Origin of the sequence: Acinetobacter sp. A2, from assembly GCF_048537555.1 — a bacterium.
Taxonomy (GTDB): Bacteria; Pseudomonadota; Gammaproteobacteria; order Pseudomonadales; family Moraxellaceae; genus Acinetobacter.
Window position 1 is genome coordinate 1,816,677 of record NZ_CP183239.1, and the last position, 18,121, is coordinate 1,834,797.

The 18,121-nt window shown below is 41.5% G+C and carries 19 protein-coding genes; 10 read left to right on the forward strand and 9 right to left on the reverse strand.

Features of this window, described 5'->3' with window-relative positions:
- Positions 1-77: 77 nt before the first annotated feature.
- A complete protein-coding gene (gene rhlB / locus ACNS8M_RS08665) occupies positions 78-1,229 on the reverse strand; it encodes an ATP-dependent RNA helicase RhlB (protein WP_168461784.1) in 1,152 nt (383 codons plus the stop codon).
- 111 nt (positions 1,230-1,340) lie between these two features.
- A complete protein-coding gene (locus ACNS8M_RS08670; protein WP_005177104.1) occupies positions 1,341-1,553 on the reverse strand; it encodes a cold-shock protein in 213 nt (70 codons plus the stop codon).
- Positions 1,554-2,030: 477 nt separating this feature from the next.
- Here ACNS8M_RS08670 and ACNS8M_RS08675 point away from each other — a divergent pair, with 477 nt between their 5' ends.
- From ACNS8M_RS08675 to ACNS8M_RS08695, 5 genes are all read left to right on the forward strand, one after another.
- Positions 2,031-2,285: a sulfurtransferase TusA family protein gene (locus tag ACNS8M_RS08675; protein ID WP_168419167.1), complete on the forward strand. Its 255-nt coding sequence runs from the start codon at positions 2,031-2,033 to the stop codon at positions 2,283-2,285.
- 165 nt (positions 2,286-2,450) lie between these two features.
- A complete protein-coding gene (gene rpoH / locus ACNS8M_RS08680; protein ID WP_004971496.1) occupies positions 2,451-3,320 on the forward strand; it encodes an RNA polymerase sigma factor RpoH in 870 nt (289 codons plus the stop codon).
- 191 nt (positions 3,321-3,511) lie between these two features.
- Entirely contained in the window at positions 3,512-3,877 is a 366-nt protein-coding gene (locus ACNS8M_RS08685) for a DUF423 domain-containing protein (protein WP_419224731.1), read from the forward strand.
- 40 nt (positions 3,878-3,917) lie between these two features.
- Complete coding sequence (gene thiS, locus ACNS8M_RS08690) at positions 3,918-4,115, forward strand: sulfur carrier protein ThiS (protein WP_168419164.1); 198 nt, start codon at positions 3,918-3,920, stop codon at positions 4,113-4,115.
- 12 nt (positions 4,116-4,127) lie between these two features.
- On the forward strand, positions 4,128-4,910 hold the full coding sequence (locus ACNS8M_RS08695) for a thiazole synthase (RefSeq protein ID WP_004971502.1): 783 nt from the start codon (positions 4,128-4,130) through the stop codon (positions 4,908-4,910).
- A gap of 80 nt (positions 4,911-4,990) precedes the next feature.
- Here ACNS8M_RS08695 and ACNS8M_RS08700 read toward each other — a convergent pair whose 3' ends face one another.
- Positions 4,991-5,602: a glutathione binding-like protein gene (locus ACNS8M_RS08700; protein ID WP_168419162.1), complete on the reverse strand. Its 612-nt coding sequence runs from the start codon at positions 5,600-5,602 to the stop codon at positions 4,991-4,993.
- Positions 5,603-5,819: 217 nt separating this feature from the next.
- Here ACNS8M_RS08700 and ACNS8M_RS08705 point away from each other — a divergent pair, with 217 nt between their 5' ends.
- Both ACNS8M_RS08705 and trmB read left to right on the forward strand, forming a co-directional pair.
- Positions 5,820-7,271 carry a SulP family inorganic anion transporter gene (locus tag ACNS8M_RS08705; RefSeq protein WP_168542330.1) on the forward strand — a complete coding sequence of 484 codons (1,452 nt, stop codon included), beginning with the start codon at positions 5,820-5,822 and terminating at the stop codon, positions 7,269-7,271.
- Positions 7,272-7,456: 185 nt separating this feature from the next.
- The gene (trmB, locus tag ACNS8M_RS08710) at positions 7,457-8,173 is read left to right on the forward strand and encodes a tRNA (guanosine(46)-N7)-methyltransferase TrmB (protein WP_168419159.1); all 717 of its coding nucleotides are present in this window, start codon (positions 7,457-7,459) and stop codon (positions 8,171-8,173) included.
- Positions 8,174-8,264: 91 nt separating this feature from the next.
- On the opposite strand, the gene ACNS8M_RS08715 is transcribed toward trmB, so the two are convergent.
- The 6 genes from ACNS8M_RS08715 to ACNS8M_RS08740 form a co-directional block, all read right to left on the reverse strand.
- The gene (locus tag ACNS8M_RS08715; RefSeq protein WP_168461306.1) at positions 8,265-9,041 is read right to left on the reverse strand and encodes a Rossmann-like and DUF2520 domain-containing protein; all 777 of its coding nucleotides are present in this window, start codon (positions 9,039-9,041) and stop codon (positions 8,265-8,267) included.
- 93 nt (positions 9,042-9,134) lie between these two features.
- Positions 9,135-9,932, reverse strand: coding sequence for a thioesterase family protein (locus ACNS8M_RS08720; protein ID WP_168419157.1), 798 nt, complete (start codon positions 9,930-9,932; stop codon positions 9,135-9,137).
- 98 nt (positions 9,933-10,030) lie between these two features.
- Positions 10,031-10,717, reverse strand: coding sequence for a class I SAM-dependent methyltransferase (locus ACNS8M_RS08725; protein ID WP_168461295.1), 687 nt, complete (start codon positions 10,715-10,717; stop codon positions 10,031-10,033).
- 60 nt (positions 10,718-10,777) lie between these two features.
- Complete coding sequence (bioB, locus tag ACNS8M_RS08730) at positions 10,778-11,770, reverse strand: biotin synthase BioB (RefSeq protein ID WP_419225334.1); 993 nt, start codon at positions 11,768-11,770, stop codon at positions 10,778-10,780.
- 172 nt (positions 11,771-11,942) lie between these two features.
- Positions 11,943-13,631, reverse strand: coding sequence for an AMP-binding protein (locus ACNS8M_RS08735; RefSeq protein ID WP_168542530.1), 1,689 nt, complete (start codon positions 13,629-13,631; stop codon positions 11,943-11,945).
- Positions 13,632-13,727: 96 nt separating this feature from the next.
- The gene (locus ACNS8M_RS08740; RefSeq protein WP_168542528.1) at positions 13,728-14,357 is read right to left on the reverse strand and encodes a TetR/AcrR family transcriptional regulator; all 630 of its coding nucleotides are present in this window, start codon (positions 14,355-14,357) and stop codon (positions 13,728-13,730) included.
- Between the two features lie 148 nt (positions 14,358-14,505).
- Here ACNS8M_RS08740 and ACNS8M_RS08745 point away from each other — a divergent pair, with 148 nt between their 5' ends.
- The 3 genes from ACNS8M_RS08745 to ACNS8M_RS08755 are packed head-to-tail and all read left to right on the forward strand — an operon-like array spanning position 14,506 to position 18,120.
- The gene (locus tag ACNS8M_RS08745) at positions 14,506-15,678 is read left to right on the forward strand and encodes an isovaleryl-CoA dehydrogenase (protein ID WP_104487404.1); all 1,173 of its coding nucleotides are present in this window, start codon (positions 14,506-14,508) and stop codon (positions 15,676-15,678) included.
- 34 nt (positions 15,679-15,712) lie between these two features.
- Positions 15,713-17,314 (forward strand): carboxyl transferase domain-containing protein, encoded by a 1,602-nt coding sequence (locus ACNS8M_RS08750; RefSeq protein ID WP_168542526.1) that lies wholly within the window; start codon positions 15,713-15,715, stop codon positions 17,312-17,314.
- 11 nt (positions 17,315-17,325) lie between these two features.
- On the forward strand, positions 17,326-18,120 hold the full coding sequence (locus ACNS8M_RS08755; RefSeq protein WP_104487408.1) for an enoyl-CoA hydratase/isomerase family protein: 795 nt from the start codon (positions 17,326-17,328) through the stop codon (positions 18,118-18,120).
- The last annotated feature ends 1 nt before the right edge of the window (position 18,121 follow it).

Below are 18,121 nucleotides of genomic sequence, written 5' to 3' on the forward strand. Positions count from 1 at the left end.
CTCAATTGTAGAGCGACTTTTTTATATTTTTGGACTTTGGCCAGATCAAACAATTGTTCTGACTAGCAAAGTGCAGATTAGCAATACCCATCTAGACGTGTAAGCGGTAATTTTTGCCCAATGGCTTTTTCAATTTCAGGCAAGTAAAACGCATCATCTTCCGATAAGAAGCTAATACTGACACCACGTGTACCTGCACGCCCTGTACGACCAATACGGTGTACGTAATCATCTGACTGTTCGGGTAAAGTAAAATTCACCACATGCGATACACCATCGACATGAATACCACGCCCTGCAACGTCTGTTGCAATCATGATGTTATGTTTACCATTTTTAAACTGATCCAGCATTTTTAGGCGTTTGTCTTGGGCAATTTCACCTGACAACATCACCACTTTATAACCATCTCGTTTCAAATGGTCATATAACTTACGCACCTGATCACGGCGGTTGGCAAATATCATAACTTTTTCAATTGGCTCGTCACGCAAAATATCTTCGAGCAATTTGTATTTATCGGTTTTTGCGACCATATAAACACGTTGCTCTACATCGGCATTGGTTTTCTTTTCAGGCTCAATTTCGACTGTAACAGGTTCAAATAACCACTGTTGAGCCAAGTTCAACACGTCATAGCTAAAGGTCGCAGAGAACATTAAAGTCTGACGCTGTTCCTTACGTGGTGAATAACGCACAATCCGCTTAACTGATGGAATAAAGCCCATGTCTAACAAACGGTCAGCTTCATCAATCACTAAAAACTCAATCTGATCTAGCCAGACTTCTTTTTGTTCTACAAAATCAATCAAACGTCCTGGTGTTGCCACAATAATGTCAACAAAGTTTTTATCGAGCTGTGCTTTTTGCTTATCAAAATCCACACCGCCCAACAAAGTCACCACATTTAAATTGGTAAATTTGGTTAATTCTTTTGCATCACTTTCAATTTGCAAAGCCAATTCGCGCGTAGGGGCTAAAATTAAAGCTCTAGGCTCACCACGGTAGCGCTGAGTCTGAATTGGGTTATTTAATAAATCGTTAATGACGCTAATTAAAAAGGCAGCTGTTTTTCCTGTACCTGTTTGCGCGCGACCAATGGCATCATGTCCAGCCAAAGTAAATTTTAAAACCTTTTGTTGAATAGGCGTCATTTCCTTGAAACCTAAAGCATCAATAGCCTGTTTCAATTGCGGATGTAAATTTAAGGTTTCAAAACCAGATGACATAAATATGCGCTCGAACTTTTTCTGACAAAAAACTGACCTATTATAAACAGAAATACAAACAAAAAACGCCCCAATCAGTATTGGAGCGTCTTTTTTAGAATAATCGAGTGATTAGTCTAGTGGCTGTACTTCTTCAGCTTGGAAGCCTTTTTGGCCTTTAACTACGCTGAATTCAACACGTTGACCGTCACGAAGTGAACGGTGGCCTTCACCTTGAATCGCACGGAAGTGAACGAATACGTCGTCACCGCCATTGCGTTGAATAAAGCCAAAACCTTTAGTGTCGTTGAACCATTTAACTACGCCTTGTTCACGAGCTGTCATAAGTTAATCCTCATTGATTAAAAAGAAGGACCACCCGGTGTTGCAAACAGCAGAGCAAACAAAGTTTAAAAATATTTTTATTTCTAAGCTTGTAATCATTCTGTATAACTATTAACAAAATCCCGGTTACATCCATTTGTAATAGGGCGACAAACAACAATTGTCTATCTAAAATCCTAAATACGCATCGAGCTTAACACGGGTTTATGACAATTAATAGATTTTTTTTGATTTATCTTGTTCAGATTGAAATGATTTGAACAGTTGGGAAAATTTTATTTCTGATAAGTGACTTAGCACTATTTTGATCGGTCAAATATGTCAAAAATGTTGCATAAAATAATGCACTAAAATCTCCTTATTTTATTTACACTCCAAACATTGACTAACATTCTATTTCAGATGAAATTTATTTGGGATTTCCTGCCAAGTTTGCTAGTATGATCGTTCTGTTTTTTAAGGCGAATTTATACCGCAATGCTGTGTGATTCTGTACCCCCCACCACTGTAATTGATGCTATGGGACAACCCTGTCCAATGCCCTTACTGATGTTGAAACGTGCACTTAAAAATTCAGATGCTGTTCTATTTTTACTTAAGTCTTCTGACCCACATAGCCAGCAGGATGTCACACGTTATTGTCAGTTGCATCAATACCAGTGTACAGCCAGTCAAATTTCGGCAAACGAGTTTCATTATGTGATTCATGTTGCCAAGCCAAATGCTACGTGATTAGTCAATCTTATTGATTGTGCATCCATTTTAACACCATTATACCTAGCCCTTTATCGTATAAAGATTTACATATCTACACCAATTTTCCTTATTTAAGTAGAATATTGGCATTAAGATAAAGACATCGGTTATTTTACCCACCCAATCCTATAAGGAGATCTCATGAGTGACAGCAGCAATCAGTTGATGCCCCTGTCATTATCTGCACCAGGTGTAAATCTCGGGGCTTATATTAGTACTGTTAACCAAATTCCAATTTTAACGGCTGAACAAGAAAAAGAGTTAGCCGAACGTTATTATTACGATCAAGATTTAGACGCAGCCAAAATGTTGGTCATGTCACATTTACGTTTTGTTGTGCATATTGCACGTAGTTATGCGGGTTATGGTTTACCACAGGGTGATTTAATTCAAGAAGGCAACTTAGGCTTAATGAAAGCGGTAAAACGCTTTGACCCTAATATGGGTGTACGCTTAGTGTCCTTTGCCGTGCACTGGATTAAAGCTGAAATTCACGAATATGTAATTCGTAACTGGCGTATTGTCAAAATTGCCACGACCAAGGCGCAACGTAAATTATTCTTTAATTTGCGTAGCCTCAAAAAATCCAGCAAAAAATTGACGCTAGAAGAAGCGCAATCTATTGCCAATGATTTAAATGTGACCGCTGAACAAGTTTTGGAAATGGAAGGTCGTTTAACCGCTTATGATGCTGCATTTGAAGCACAAGGTGATGATGACGATGAAGGTTCAACCTATGTTGCACCTGCGCTGTATTTAGAAGATAACCGTTACGACCCTGCACGTTTGGTTGAAAACGAAGATTACGAAGAACAAAGCACCTCTGCTCTGCATGAAGCTATGGAACAGTTGGATGATCGTTCACGTAATATTTTACAACGTCGCTGGTTGGATGATGATAAATCTACCTTACATGAATTGGCGGCAGAATATAATGTTTCTGCAGAGCGAATTCGTCAGCTTGAAAAAAATGCTATGGAAAAAATTAAAGTGGCAATGTCATCTAACTGATTAAAGTCTTTTTACATTTCATAAATGGCTTGAGCTATAGGCGAAAAATAAGCATCAAATAAAATTGGGCAGTCTGCCCTTTTTTATTGTCTTTGATTGGTACAGCTACATTCAGGCAGGCAAATCTCAGATTTTCCCGCCCCTAAAAATGTGCTAAGGTTAAGCGCAAAATTAAATAGGTCAATTTGCGTATGTGGATTGCAATTTCTGCCCTGAATTTAGCCATAGCAGTCATGCTCGGTGCATTTGGTGCACATGGCTTAAAGGCCCGCGTAACTGAAGCGCAATTGCTTTGGTGGCAAACTGCAACAGATTATTTTTTCTATCATGCCCTTGGACTTTTAGCATTGAGCATATTGGCCAAAGTGATTCCACAACTTCCTATTAAAGCCAGTTTTATTCTCATTCAGCTCGGCATTTTATTTTTCTGCGGTTCACTCTATATCATGGCATTGGATTTAGTCCGTGGCTTGGGCATGATTACCCCGATTGGTGGCGCACTCATGATTGCAGGCTGGCTAAGCTTAGCGTGGCAAGCCATGAAATATGCCAAATAAAGTGTATGTATTTTAGCAATTTTAAAATGGACTCTCTGTCATGCAAATTTATCTGAATGGCGAAGCACAACAGACCACTCATACAACGCTGCTGCAACTCATTCAAGCATTAGACCTAGAAGGCAAACGCTTTGCAGTCGAGCAAAATGAGAAAATTATTGCCAAAAGCAAACTTGCCGAAACCCCTATTTGCGATGAAGACCGCATTGAAATTATTCATGCCGTTGGTGGCGGCTAATCTGGAGCACCCATGCAAGATACATTTAAAATCGGTTCACGTACCTTTAATTCACGTTTGTTGGTGGGTACGGGAAAATATAAAGATTTAACCGAAACTGATTTGGCGATTCAAGCCAGTGGCGCAGAAATTGTCACGGTTGCCATTCGTCGTGTAAACATTGGGCAACATCCTGATCAACCCAATTTACTTTCAGTGATTCCACCTGAAAAATACACCATTTTGCCCAACACCGCGGGCTGTTTCGATGCCAATAGTGCCGTGCGTACTTGTATGCTAGCGCGTGAATTGCTCGATGGTCACAACTTGGTAAAACTGGAAGTATTGGGTGATGAAAAAACACTCTATCCAAATATCACCGAAACATTAAAAGCTGCGCGTACGCTGATTGACGATGGTTTTGAGATCATGGTCTACACATCAGACGACCCAATTGTGGCACAAGAACTGGAAAGCATGGGTTGTGTGGCCATTATGCCATTGGGTAGCTTGATCGGTTCTGGATTGGGTATTTTAAACCCACACACTATTTCTATTATTAAAGAAAATGCCAAAGTGCCAGTATTGGTGGATGCAGGTGTAGGTACAGCCAGTGATGCAGCGATTGCCATGGAATTAGGCTGTGATGGCGTACTCATGAACACTGCAATTGCAGCAGCACAAAACCCTGTATTGATGGCTTCTGCTATGCGTAAAGCGGTTGAAGCAGGCCGTGAAGCTTATTTAGCAGGCCGTATGCCACGTAAACGTATGGCCAATGCCAGCTCGCCTGAAACGGGTTATTTCTTTAAATAAGCCGTGTCAGCCAAATAAAAAAGACGTTAAGTGAGTACTTAACGTCTTTTTTATTATGTGATTTTAGTGCTTAAAACCAATTAAGGAATTAAACCTTCATCACGCATCGCAATTTGTACCGACTGACGTGCGGCCACTTTATTACGAATTTCTACCACATGGCTATATGGGGTTAAATCATGCTCGATATAGTTTGACCAGTTGGTGATCACAAATAAATACGCATCGGCAGGGCCAAAATTATCATCTACTAAATACTCATGATCTGATGCCGCAATGGCTTGATCAATATACGTTAATAAACGATCAATTTCTGCATAGGCTTTTTCTTTGGCTTCTGCATCTAAAGGCGCACCAAAAAATACTGCGTAGGCATCATGTAATTCTGAGTTGAGATATCCTAACCATTCTAAAACTTTCGCACGCCCTAAACCTGATGGCGGAATTAAATCTTGCTTAGGGTCTTGCTGCGCCAAAAATGGTAAAAGTGCAACATTTTCAGTCAAAATTAAACCCGGGTTAATTTCTAAAGCAGGCACATAACCCTTTGGATTAATTTCGTAATAATCCACACCCTTTTCTGTTTTATGGGTTTTTAAATCCACACGTTCTATATCAAAATCGACATTGACTTCATTTAAAATAATATGGGCTGCCAAAGAGCTTGCACCAGGGGAATAATAAAGCTTCATATTTGATCCTTGTTATATAACTATCTCTGTTGTAAATCGCTTGGCATCAACTTGCAAGTGATTGAACCTATAAATTGCAAAAAAGCATAAATGTTTTAAAAGTTCTTACGCTTTGACTATCCTGCAAACGAAAGGCTTTTTCAAGTCTGTTTAACCTGCTTTTTTATCTAAAGATGTTTTAACATACAGCCCTTTAAAGTTTCATGAAATTTTGATTGTGATTAGCCTGAAAAAAGAAGAATGGTTTTCCAATATCCGTACCGATGTATTGGCAGGATTAGTGGTTGGCTTGGCGCTGATTCCTGAATCAATTGCTTTTTCTGCAATTGCAGGTGTCGACCCACAAGTCGGTTTATATGCCTCATTTTGTATTGCGGTTACGATTGCTTTCTTTGGTGGTCGTACTGCCATGATTTCTGCAGCAACAGGGGCAATGGCATTGCTGATGATTACCTTGGTAAAAGAGCACGGCCTGCAATATTTACTGGCTGCGACAGTACTCACAGGCATTATTCAGGTAATCGCAGGTTACTTCAAAGTCGCTAAACTCATGCGTTTTGTATCACAGTCGGTGGTATATGGCTTTGTAAATGCGCTGGCAATTTTAATTTTTGTGGCACAACTGCCTGAATTATCACAAATGGATAGCTTAGGCTATTTATTTGTAGGTTTGGGTTTAGCGGTCGTGTATCTGTTTCCGTATATCCCTAAAATTGGTAAAAGCATCCCCTCACCTTTGGTCTGCATTATTGTGCTAAGTGTTGTTGCATTATTGCTTGGTACAGATATGCGAACCGTAAATGATTTGGGACAATTTCCAGATACCTTACCTATATTTTTAATACCAGATATTCCTCTCAATTTTGAAACTTTATCAATTATTTTTCCTTATGCCATTACTTTAGCTACGGTGGGTTTATTAGAAACCATGATGACCACCACCATTGTAAATGAAGCCACAGGCACAGAAGGTGACCGACATCAGGAATGTCGTGGTCAAGGCTATGCCAATATAGTAAGTGGCTTTATGGGCGGAATGGCAGGCTGTGCCATGATTGGACAATCGATTATTAACGTCAGCTCTGGCGCACGTACACGCCTTTCCACACTGACTGCTGGTGTATTTTTACTGTGTTTGGTGGTGTTTTTAAAAGACTGGCTGGCTTATATTCCAATGGCGGCCTTGGTTGCAATCATGATTATGGTGTCATTTACCACCTTTAACTGGGATTCCATCCGCAACTTTAAGAAGCACCCCAAACAAAGCAATATTGTTATGCTGGCCGTGGTGATTGTAGTCTTAGCCACCCATAACCTTGCTTTAGGTGTTTTTATTGGCGTGTTGCTTTCGGCATTATTTTTGGTCAATAAACTGGAAAGCGAAGTTAAAGTCAGCTCATTTTTATTGGGTGAACATACCCGCCAATATGTCATTTCAGGGCAAGTTTTCTTTAGCAGTTCTGAAAAGTTTTATCAGTTTTTTGATTTTTCAGAAGACATCAGCAATGTCACCATTGATTTAACCCATGCCCATATTTGGGATATTACTTCGGTAAATATGCTCAATACTGTGGTGAAAAAATTTAAAGATCAACAGATTAAAGTGCATATTATTGGTTTGAATGAAGCCAGTCATACCTTAATTGATCAATACAGTGCTCATTCATAATTACTTAACAGTTTGGATGCCAATTAATTTAATGCTGAATCTTGATGATTCAGCATTTTTGTATGCAAGATAAATCCGATGTATTTACAAAATAAGGCTCACTGCGGAAAATCAGCGAAAAAATTTGACTTCAATGGCTCAGGACTTAAAATACCGCATTCGAATTTATTAGATTTGCCAGAATTATGTCGAACGATCAATTAGACCAGCACGTTGTCGAGCTGGACAACCTCAACGAGCATCGTGAAATTGTAACGTTCATGCGCCGTTCATCACCATTGAATACGTCACAGCGTAGTGCCTTGGAACAATACGGTCACTTAATTTTGGAATACCCTGTTGGCGATTTACGTCAGCACTTTGAACACCCTGAACGCCCACTGACAGTAGAAATTGGTTTTGGTATGGGTCGTTCTTTGGTACTGATGGCTCAAGCCAATCCTGAGCGTAACTTTGTCGGTATTGAAGTCCATATTCCAGGGATTGCACAGTGCGTTTATGAAGCAGGCACAGCGGGTTTAAGCAACTTACGTGTCTTGGATGCAGACGCCATTCAAGTCCTTCGTGAAATGCCAGACAACAGCATTGATACTGTTCAACTCTACTTCCCTGATCCATGGCAGAAAAAACGTCACTTCAAACGCCGTTTTGTTGCCCATGAACGCATGGAATTGGTCGAACAAAAACTAGCGCTAGGCGGTACATTCCATGCAGCAACTGACTGGGAACCGTATGCTGAATGGATGCTAGATGTATTGGACAATCGCCCACGTTTAGAAAACTTGGCAGGTAAAGGCAATAGCTACCCTCGCCCTGAATGGCGTCCACAAACCAAATTTGAACGTCGTGGAATTGAAGCGGGCCATAAAATTAACGACTTTATCTTCAAGAAAATCAGCTAATTTCTACAACAAAAAAATGCTTCCATTCGGAAGCATTTTTTTATCTGGGTTAGTTTTATGGCATAAATCCAAAAGACTGACTAAGAAACGACTAAGATTGATGTCGTTCTAAAATCTGTTGGCTCATAAGCGCATAAACTTCGGCAAGTGCATGTTGCTGCCCCGCTGCCAACAAGTCCTGATGCATCTTTAAAATATTTTGATCACCACGCATGGCAGGCCCTGTTTGCATGTGACGAGGCTCATTTTGTGTGGCTTTGTGTGCAGTTTCCAAAATTAAGGGGTACAGCAAGCTGAAATCCACTTGTTTTGCATCCACCACTTGTTTAGCCATGTCATAACAATAATTACTAAAATTGCAAGCAAATACGGCAGCTAAATGCAAACTCAAACGCTGCTCTGAAGTGTAGGCATAAACACGACTACTTAGGCTATTTGCCAAATTGAATAAAACCTGCTGATCTTCGGAAAATACAGCTTCTATAAATAATGGCGTTTGTGACCAATCAATTTCACGCTCCAAACTAAAAGTTTGTAAAGGATAAAACACCCCTGAACGCGCATGATGTTGTTGCAAAACATCTAACTTGGTACTGCCTGAAGTGTGCACAACCAAAGCATGGCTTAAATAAGGATGAATATCCTGAATCACCTGTGCAATGGCCTGATCACTTACAGCAATAATCACCAAATCAACTTCTGCATTTAATTCAGAAACTTGCGCAATTGCTGCTGCACCAACTTGCGTAGCCAAGTGCTGTGCCTTGTCCAGACTGCGGCTATAAATTTGCACAATTTGATGCTGTGCTTTTAAAACATGGGACAAATGGTGTGCAACACGGCCTGCACCAATCAAACTAATACGCATAAACTTTTTAAGTGAAGTAATTTGCTCAAGCATGCCAATAAAAAAAGGACGAAGCAATTCGTCCTGATGTTTTTGTTTAAGCGCGCATCAATTTTAAAATTGACGCAAAGTTAAAATCTGCTCACTACGCCCAAATGGGCCTTGGGTATCATGCAAAATTCCGCTGGTCAGCCCGATTCCATCTTCACCATATTGTTGTGTCACTTCCAAGCCCAACCATTCGCCTTGCGGTAAACGATGTAAATGAATTTGTAAATCCAAGTTTGGAAAACCCCAACCTTCATTTGGATCTAGACGTGGTACGACCCCATTGGCGGTATCTACCATGCCCATTAAACGAACAAAACTAGATGTAGCTTGATTTTCAACCATTTCCAATTGGTTTCTTAGCCAGACAATGCCCTTGCCTGCACGACGGTCTAAATGTGCTCGGGTTTCAATACTTTGAATATAGCCTCCCGGCCAGCAACGCATACCATCCCAATTGGCCAAATATTCAGGGTTTTCTACAGGTAAGTCTTCTAGCCCTGCAATTGCACGTGTGTCTGAGGTTTTCATTTTCCATGCGCGCGCCACAATACAGGTTTTCCCTTCGGCACACATTTCAGCTTCAATCAGTTCAATGGTTTTGCCTGGACGAATCATACGGGTAGTGATCGTAAACTCCCCAGCAGCAATTAAGCCAAAAATATCTAAACTGACCCGACCAATTCGCATATCATCACGTGGCATAAACTGTTCTAGTTCTGCACATAAAATACCCGTTGCAGGTGCCATGTGCTGCTCATGCGGATTCCACGCACCTTGTGCATGAATATTGGAACGATAGTGCGTAGTGCAGCTTCCATCTGCATGCTGTTCACGGTTAAGTAAAGTGTAATATGCTGACATTTTTTCCTCTTTCCCTGATACGAATATTTTTATATGGATACGATTTAGAGTGCTGCTCGCAGCATTAAGATTAATAGTTAAATCACATTATTTATAACCTATTTTTGCGCAAAAAAACCATAATAATTCATAATTTGACAATAGGTCTTAGACTGTCTAAAACCCACTTGAGTGAGTAATGACTGCTGTGCTTCTGCAGAAATTAAATGAAAATCATCGGCCAGTCGTGCAATCATTTTTTCTGCCTGTAGCACGGTTAAACCACTCTCTAGTGCCAAGTTTTGCATCCAGCGTAGTTCAATGTTTTCAGTCTGCTGCATCAGATCATAGCTTAATAAAATACCCCTAGGTTTTAATGTTTGGTAAATATCTTGAAAGAATGATTTTTTTTCTGCCACAGGTACAAAATGCGCCACCAAAATCGCTAATGCCGCATCAAACTGCAAGTTTTCTACCTGTGCTTGCTGAGCAAATTGCTGCGTGTCTGCCTGTATAAAACGGACACGTTCATACCCTGCCACAGACTGAATATTTTTTTCTGCCTGGTGCAACATACTTAAAGATGGGTCGATTGCGCTAAATTGCCACTGCGGATGCTGCTGCAACAAATACTGCAACTCATAACCTGTGCCACAACCCACTACTAAAAGCTGTGCATTTTCAGGCAAATGACTGCTTAAAATCGCATTGAGTTGCTGATGTACCAATTCATAGCCAGGAATGAGTTTCCGAATATGACTGTCATAGCCTGCAACCACGTTTGCACTGTGAAAATCTTTTGCCATATCACATGATTCTTATTTAATTTACTAACATCAAAACTTAATATTTTTTTTAAAAGCGGCTTAAGCCACTGCCATTGCATCTACAGATAATTCTGCAACGGTTGGTTTGGCACGTTCTGGGACTAAACCTAATTTTTGGAATAGTTGTTTGTCTTTGCCTTCGCCTGCATTTGGTGTAGTGAGTAACTTTTCACCTGAAAATAAAGAGTTTGCACCTGCCATAAAGGCCAAAGCCTGATCTGAATCTGACAATGATTCACGCCCTGCTGATAAACGAATGTAACTGTTTGGCATAATAATACGCGCAACCGCAATGGTACGAATCCACTCAATCACATCTAGTTTTTCTACTTCAGCCAACGGTGTACCTTCAATCGGCACTAACATATTGATCGGCACAGATTCAGGGTGTAATGGCAATGTCGCCAATTCATGCAATAAACCAATACGGTCTTGGGTGTCTTCACCTAAACCAACAATACCGCCACTACACACTTTCATACCAGTTTGACGCACAATGTCTAAGGTATTTAAACGATCGTCAAAGCTGCGAGTGCTGATCACATTAGGATAATATTCACGCGACGTGTCGAGGTTGTGATTGTAATAGTCCAAGCCAGCATCTTTTAAACGCTCTGCCTGAGATTGATTCAGCATGCCTAAAGTCATACAGGTTTCTAAACCCAGTGCCTTTACTTCACGTACCATTTCCAACACATAAGGCATATCACGTTCATGTGGGTTACGCCATGCAGCGCCCATACAAAAACGTGAAGAGCCTGATTCTAAAGCTTCTTTGGCCTCTTGAATGACTTTTTCAACGGCAATGCGTTTTTCAGCTTCTAGTTGTGAATCATAATGCGCAGACTGCGAGCAGTATTTACAGTCTTCAGGGCATTTGCCTGTTTTAATGGACAATAAGGTACTGACTTGTACAGTATTGGCAGCAAAATGTTGGCGATGCATACGCTGTGCTTCAAAGACCAAATCTAGAAAAGGCTGTTCATATAACTGCTGAATTTCTTCTCGGGTCCAATCATTACGTACGGTCATCATTTTCATCCTTGATCATTGCGCTTCGCTCTTATACTTTGCGGTATCTTTTCACTATTGAGCAGACGCTATATTTTTGATTTTATTTACCCTTTATCTCCACACAAGAAATAAAGGGTGTGTACTGACAACATAACATGCGGATGCACCGCTTATTGTCTTAATAAAGACCTTAAGCGATTTCCTTTAAATTCAACTCTTCACGCATAAATTCACGTAATTTAAATTTCTGTGCCTTGCCTGAAGCAGTCATTGGAAATTCACTAAAGAAGCGTACATAGCGTGGGACTTTATTGTGCGAAATGTGTTCTGCACAATATTTACGAATCGCTTCTTCGGTACATTCATGGTGTTCATGCAAAATAATACAGGCACACAGCTCTTCGCCATAACGATGATCTGGCACACCAATCACTTGCACATCACAAACTGCATCGTGGGTATATAAGAAATCTTCAATTTCTTTCGGGAATAAGTTTTCTCCACCACGAATCACCACATCTTTAATGCGACCTTTGATTTTCACAAAGCCTTCATCGTCCATTTCTGCAATGTCGCCTGTGTGCATCCAACGTGCAACATCAATGACTTCCTGGGTTTTGTCATGTTCATCCCAATAGCCTAGCATTACCGAATAGCCGCGCACACATAATTCACCTAATTGCCCACGGGGTACAACTTTGCCATCTTCATCCACAATTTTAACTTCCAAGTGTGGATGCACTCGACCGACTGTACTGACACGGCGTTCTACCGAATCATCCGTCGAACTTTGTGCGCTCACAGGTGCTGTTTCGGTCATGCCATAACAAATGGTGATTTGTGACATGTGCATGCGGTCTATCACACGTTGCATAATTTCTTGCGGGCATGGACTGCCTGCCATAATGCCTGTACGCAAGCTAGACAAATCAAATTCATCAAACTGCTCATGCTCTAAAATGGCAATAAACATGGTTGGCACACCATAAGCAGCCGTACATTTTTCTTGCTGAATGGCTTTTAAGGTATCGAGTGGATTAAACACTGCGGATGGATAGACCATGGTTGAGCCATGTGTGATACAGGCCAAATTGCCCATCACCATCCCAAAACAGTGGAATAACGGCACTGAAATACATACACGATCTTGCGGACTTAAATGAATCGCCTCTCCCACAAAATAACCATTATTTAAAATGTTGTTGTGGGTCAGCATGGTACCTTTCGGATTGCCTGTCGTGCCTGAGGTAAATTGAATATTGATGGTTTCATCAAACTGCAATTCACTGGCAATTTGATCTAGCTTTTTCAGCATGTGCGTGGTTGGACTTGGTAGTAAATCCTGAAAACGATGAATACCTGTATGGCTCTGCTCATCAATTTTAATCACATGCTTTAAATGTGGTAATCGCTTAGCATTGAGGACTTTGTTGTCTGCCTGACACAGCTCTGGCGCAATTTTGGTGAGAATTTCCTGATAATTGGTGCTTTTAAATTGCGATGCAATAACCAAACCCTTACAGGAAACCTTGTTCAGCACAAATTCCAATTCATTGCTTTTATAAGCGGGGTTCAAGTTGACCAAAATCACCCCTGCCTTGAAGGCTGCAAATTGAGTGATTGTCCATTCCACACAATTCGGAGACCAAATGGCAAGGCGGTCACCTTTCTTAAAACCGAGTTTTAATAAGCTACAGGCAAAGGCATTGACCTGTTGCTGCAGTTGCTTATAGGTCAGACGCACATTTTGATGCACGCTTACCAAAGCATCCTGATCTGCATATTGCTGGCAAGCCTGATCAAACTTTTCACCAATAGTCATACCTAACAAAGGCTGATTACTGGTGCCATAGGCATAACTTAACCGTACTTGTGTCATTGAATCGATCTCCTTGATTCTTTGTAATTCTGTTTTCCAACACTATTAATTGTTCTATGACGACGATTACTTTTTTGCCTATTCTGTGCGTTGTTCTTATTTCCCTCCTTCCTGTTTCCGCACTGCATTCACACAAAAATCGGCAATTTGTTTGACAAAGTAATCTTTATAATTTTGATCAAACATTACATTGCGAGAAGGATTCAAAGGCTCAATCACCACAAAGGTCATGGATCCAACCACACCTAAAGCTGCAGTGTTTAAATCTTCAAAATCAAACTCACTATTGACTTTTCCTTCAGCCAAAATTTCCTTGATGCTTTGTTTGATCAATTGTTTACTGCGAAAACGCTCATGTTCCATTTCTGGGTCTACAGGCTCGAACATTAACGAATACGCCAATTGGGGGCTGTTCATCGCACGCTTCACAAAAGTTGTAACTGATTTTTGCAATTTTTGTTTTGGCGTTAAATCTGACTTCGCAATGTGGTCCAAAATTTCAACTTCACGACGAATAGCAGCCGATAAAACTTCAATCAGAATCTGACTTTTATTTTCAAAGTAGCGATACACCAAACCTGTAGACACGCCTGCGCGTTCTGCAATGGCTTGTATAGACGCTTCTTTAAAGCCCCCATGAGCAATAAGTTCACGAGCAGAATCTAAAATCGCATTGCGATTTTGTTCCATACGTTCCTGCATCAATGATGATCTTTTATAACTCATATCTTATTCTCAACCAGATAAAATGAATTGTAAATCATTTTGTGAATTTTAGTTCACTTTTTTAAATTTTCGATGTATGTTAGAACCTAAGCACAACAATAATGCTTGTTTTAGGAACAACAAATATAACCTCAGGATGGATGAATACATGAATTTACAAAGCTTAGACTTCGGTTTGGATGAAACCTTAATCGCACTGCGTGATTCAATCGCTGCTTTTTGTGCAAAAGAAATTGCACCCATTGCACAACAGGTCGATCGTGATAACGAATTCCCTGCCCAGCTTTGGAAAAAATTTGGCGATATGGGCTTACTTGGCTTGACCGTGAGTGAAGAATACGGCGGCACCAACTTAGGCTATTTGGCTCACATCATTGCCATGCAAGAAATTTCTCGTGCATCAGCATCCATTGGTTTGTCTTACGGTGCTCATTCTAACCTATGTGTGAACCAAATTAAGCGAAATGGGACAGAAGAACAGAAGCAGCGCTATTTACCAAAATTAGTTTCAGGTGATTATGTCGGTGCATTGGCTATGTCTGAACCCAATGCAGGCTCAGATGTCGTCAGCATGAAGCTAAAAGCAGAAGATAAAGGCGATCATTACTTACTTAACGGCGCAAAAATGTGGATCACCAATGGTGGTGATGCCGATGTTTTGGTGGTGTACGCTAAAACTGATTTACAAGCAGGTGCCAAAGGCATGACGGCATTCCTGATTGAAAAAAATATGCCTGGTTTTAGTCATGGCAGCCATTTAGATAAACTGGGTATGCGTGGCTCGAATACCTATCCACTATTCTTTGACAATGTAGAAGTACCCAAAGAAAACGTCTTGGGTGGTGTAGGCAATGGCGTAAAAGTATTAATGAGCGGCTTAGACTATGAACGTGCTGTTTTAAGTGCTGGTCCTTTAGGCATTATGGATGCCTGCATGGACACCGTGATTCCTTATATTCATGAGCGCAAACAGTTTGGTCAGGCACTAGGTGAGTTTCAGCTGATGCAAGGCAAAATTGCCGATATGTATTCAACTTGGCTGGCATGTAAAGCACTCGTTTATGCCGTAGGCGCAGAATGTGACAAAGCTGAACACAGCCGCAGTTTACGTAAAGATGCAGCCAGTGCAATTTTATATGCAGCAGAAAAAGCCACTTGGATGGCAGGTGAAACCATTCAAACTTTGGGTGGCAATGGCTATATCAACGAATTCTCTGCAGGACGTTTATGGCGTGATGCCAAACTCTATGAAATTGGCGCAGGTACTTCAGAGATTCGCCGCATGCTGATTGGCCGTGAACTGTTTAACGAAACTGCCTAAAGAATAAATCACAAAAATAGACAAGGATGTTGGCATGAATCAATTACAGAGCAAAATTAATATTCGCAGCGACGAGTTCAAAAACAATCAGGCTGCTATGCAAGCATTGGTCGATGACCTGAGAGAAAAAGTCCAAAAAATTGCTTTGGGTGGTGGTGAAACGGCACGCCAAAAACATTTAGACCGTGGCAAATTGCTGCCACGTGAACGGATTGATCACCTGATTGATCCTGGTACCGCATTTATTGAAATTGGTCAGTTGGCTGCCTATCAGGTCTATCAGGATGATGTACCTGCTGCAGGCGTAGTTGCAGGCGTGGGTCAGGTCAATGGCGTGACCTGTATGATCATTGCCAACGATGCCACTGTAAAAGGCGGAACTTACTATCCACTGACTGTGAAAAAGCATTTACGCGCACAGGAAATTGCCGAACAGAATCACCTGACTTGTATTTATTTGGTCGATTCGGGCGGTGCATATTTACCGCTACAAGATGAAGTCTTTCCAGACCGTGATCACTTCGGACGCATTTTCTATAATCAGGCCCGCATGTCGAGCATGGGTATTGCCCAAATTGCAGTGGTGATGGGAAGCTGTACTGCAGGTGGCGCTTATGTACCTGCTATGTCAGATGAAACCATTATTGTACGCAATCAGGGGACAATCTTCTTGGGCGGCCCACCGCTGGTAAAAGCAGCTACCGGTGAAGTCGTTTCAAGTGAAGACTTGGGTGGTGGTGATGTGCACACTCGCCTTTCAGGTGTGGCAGACCACTTGGCAGAAAATGATGAACATGCCTTGGCGATTGCCCGTAACATTGTGGCGAACTTAAACAAAAAGCCAAACCCACAACCAGAGCAGGTAGAAGCACCGTTATTTGATGCCTCTGAACTGTATGGCATTGTACCGACTGATGCACGTAAACCATTTGATGTACGTGAAGTGATTGCCCGCATCGTCGATGGTTCACGTTTTGATGAGTTCAAAGCACGCTTTGGTACGACACTGATTACGGGTTTTGCCAAACTCTATGGTATGCCTGTCGGAATTATTGCCAACAATGGCATTTTATTTTCCGAGTCGGCACAAAAAGGCGCACACTTTATTGAACTGTGTACCCAACGCAGCATTCCCCTGCTATTTATTCAAAATATCACAGGCTTTATGGTGGGGCGCCAATACGAAAATGAAGGCATTGCCAAAAATGGTGCCAAACTGGTGATGGCGGTGGCGACAGCCAATGTACCTAAACTGACTTTAGTGATTGGTGGTTCTTTTGGTGCAGGTAACTATGGCATGTGTGGTCGTGCCTACTCGCCACGCTTTATGTGGACATGGCCAAACTCCCGTATTTCGGTAATGGGTGGTGAACAGGCATCGAGTGTTCTTTCAACATTAAAACGCGACCAGATTGAAGCCAAAGGTGGTAGCTGGTCGGCAGAAGAAGAAGACCAATTTAAACAGCCAATTCGTGATCAATACGAGCGTCAGGGTCATCCATATTATGCTTCTGCACGTTTATGGGATGACGGTGTGATTGATCCTGCTCAGTCGCGTGAAGTGTTGGCTTTAAGTTTGGCTGCTGCTCTAAATGCCCCAATCCAACCGACCAAGTTTGGCGTGTTCCGCATGTAAGAGGTGACAAAATGGATTATCAATTTTTACAACTCGAACAGCAAAATCAAGTGGCTACGGTTTGGATTAATCGTGCGGAGCTTCACAATGCCTTCAATACCCAAGTGATTGAAGAATTACATGCCTGCTTTCTGCAGTTGAATACGCGTGAGGATGTGCGTGTCGTAATTTTAGCTGGACGCGGCAAAAGCTTCTCTGCAGGCGCAGACCTGAACTGGATGAAACAGGCAGGTCAAGCCTCTGAAGCAGAAAACCAAGCCGATGCCTTAAAACTGGCGAGAATGCTGCAAAGTTTAGCCACTTTAAAGCAGCCGACTATTGCCCGCGTGCATGGCATTGCCTTTGGTGGTGGTATGGGCTTGGCCTCTGCCTGTGATATTTGTGTTGCCAGCACGGATGCCAAATTTGCTACATCCGAAGTACGTTTAGGACTGGCTCCATCCACGATTAGTCCGTATGTAATTCGTGCCATTGGTGCACGTCAGGCATCCCGCTACTTTTTAACGGCAGAACGTATTTCTGCAGAACAGGCTCAGCAGATTGGTTTGGCACATGAAGTGGCAGCACCAGAACAGCTAGACAGCAAAATTGATGACATTGTACAAGCCCTCTTACTGGGTGGCCCAGACGCACAGCATGCCTCTAAACAACTAATTCAGATGGTCAATCAGCAAGTCTTGACCGAAGACTTATTGCAACAAACTGCACAGCATATTGCGCATATTCGCCAAGGAGATGAGGCGAAAAATGGCTTAAATGCATTTTTGAATAAACAAAGCCCGGCTTGGATCAAGACCACGGCATAAT

Excerpts from the sequence above, each read along its gene's own strand:
- rhlB (WP_168461784.1), bottom strand. The coding sequence starts at position 1,229 with ATGTCATCTGGTTTTGAAACCTTAAATTTACATCCGCAATTGAAACAG.
- ACNS8M_RS08670 (WP_005177104.1), bottom strand. The coding sequence starts at position 1,553 with ATGACAGCTCGTGAACAAGGCGTAGTTAAATGGTTCAACGACACTAAA.
- ACNS8M_RS08675 (WP_168419167.1), top strand. The coding sequence starts at position 2,031 with ATGCTGTGTGATTCTGTACCCCCCACCACTGTAATTGATGCTATGGGA.
- rpoH (WP_004971496.1), top strand. The coding sequence starts at position 2,451 with ATGAGTGACAGCAGCAATCAGTTGATGCCCCTGTCATTATCTGCACCA.
- ACNS8M_RS08685 (WP_419224731.1), top strand. The coding sequence starts at position 3,512 with ATGTGGATTGCAATTTCTGCCCTGAATTTAGCCATAGCAGTCATGCTC.
- thiS (WP_168419164.1), top strand. The coding sequence starts at position 3,918 with ATGCAAATTTATCTGAATGGCGAAGCACAACAGACCACTCATACAACG.
- ACNS8M_RS08695 (WP_004971502.1), top strand. The coding sequence starts at position 4,128 with ATGCAAGATACATTTAAAATCGGTTCACGTACCTTTAATTCACGTTTG.
- ACNS8M_RS08700 (WP_168419162.1), bottom strand. The coding sequence starts at position 5,602 with ATGAAGCTTTATTATTCCCCTGGTGCAAGCTCTTTGGCAGCCCATATT.
- trmB (WP_168419159.1), top strand. The coding sequence starts at position 7,457 with ATGTCGAACGATCAATTAGACCAGCACGTTGTCGAGCTGGACAACCTC.
- ACNS8M_RS08715 (WP_168461306.1), bottom strand. The coding sequence starts at position 9,041 with ATGCGTATTAGTTTGATTGGTGCAGGCCGTGTTGCACACCATTTGTCC.
- ACNS8M_RS08720 (WP_168419157.1), bottom strand. The coding sequence starts at position 9,932 with ATGTCAGCATATTACACTTTACTTAACCGTGAACAGCATGCAGATGGA.
- ACNS8M_RS08725 (WP_168461295.1), bottom strand. The coding sequence starts at position 10,717 with ATGGCAAAAGATTTTCACAGTGCAAACGTGGTTGCAGGCTATGACAGT.
- bioB (WP_419225334.1), bottom strand. The coding sequence starts at position 11,770 with ATGACCGTACGTAATGATTGGACCCGAGAAGAAATTCAGCAGTTATAT.
- ACNS8M_RS08735 (WP_168542530.1), bottom strand. The coding sequence starts at position 13,631 with ATGACACAAGTACGGTTAAGTTATGCCTATGGCACCAGTAATCAGCCT.
- ACNS8M_RS08740 (WP_168542528.1), bottom strand. The coding sequence starts at position 14,357 with ATGAGTTATAAAAGATCATCATTGATGCAGGAACGTATGGAACAAAAT.
- ACNS8M_RS08745 (WP_104487404.1), top strand. The coding sequence starts at position 14,506 with ATGAATTTACAAAGCTTAGACTTCGGTTTGGATGAAACCTTAATCGCA.
- ACNS8M_RS08750 (WP_168542526.1), top strand. The coding sequence starts at position 15,713 with ATGAATCAATTACAGAGCAAAATTAATATTCGCAGCGACGAGTTCAAA.
- ACNS8M_RS08755 (WP_104487408.1), top strand. The coding sequence starts at position 17,326 with ATGGATTATCAATTTTTACAACTCGAACAGCAAAATCAAGTGGCTACG.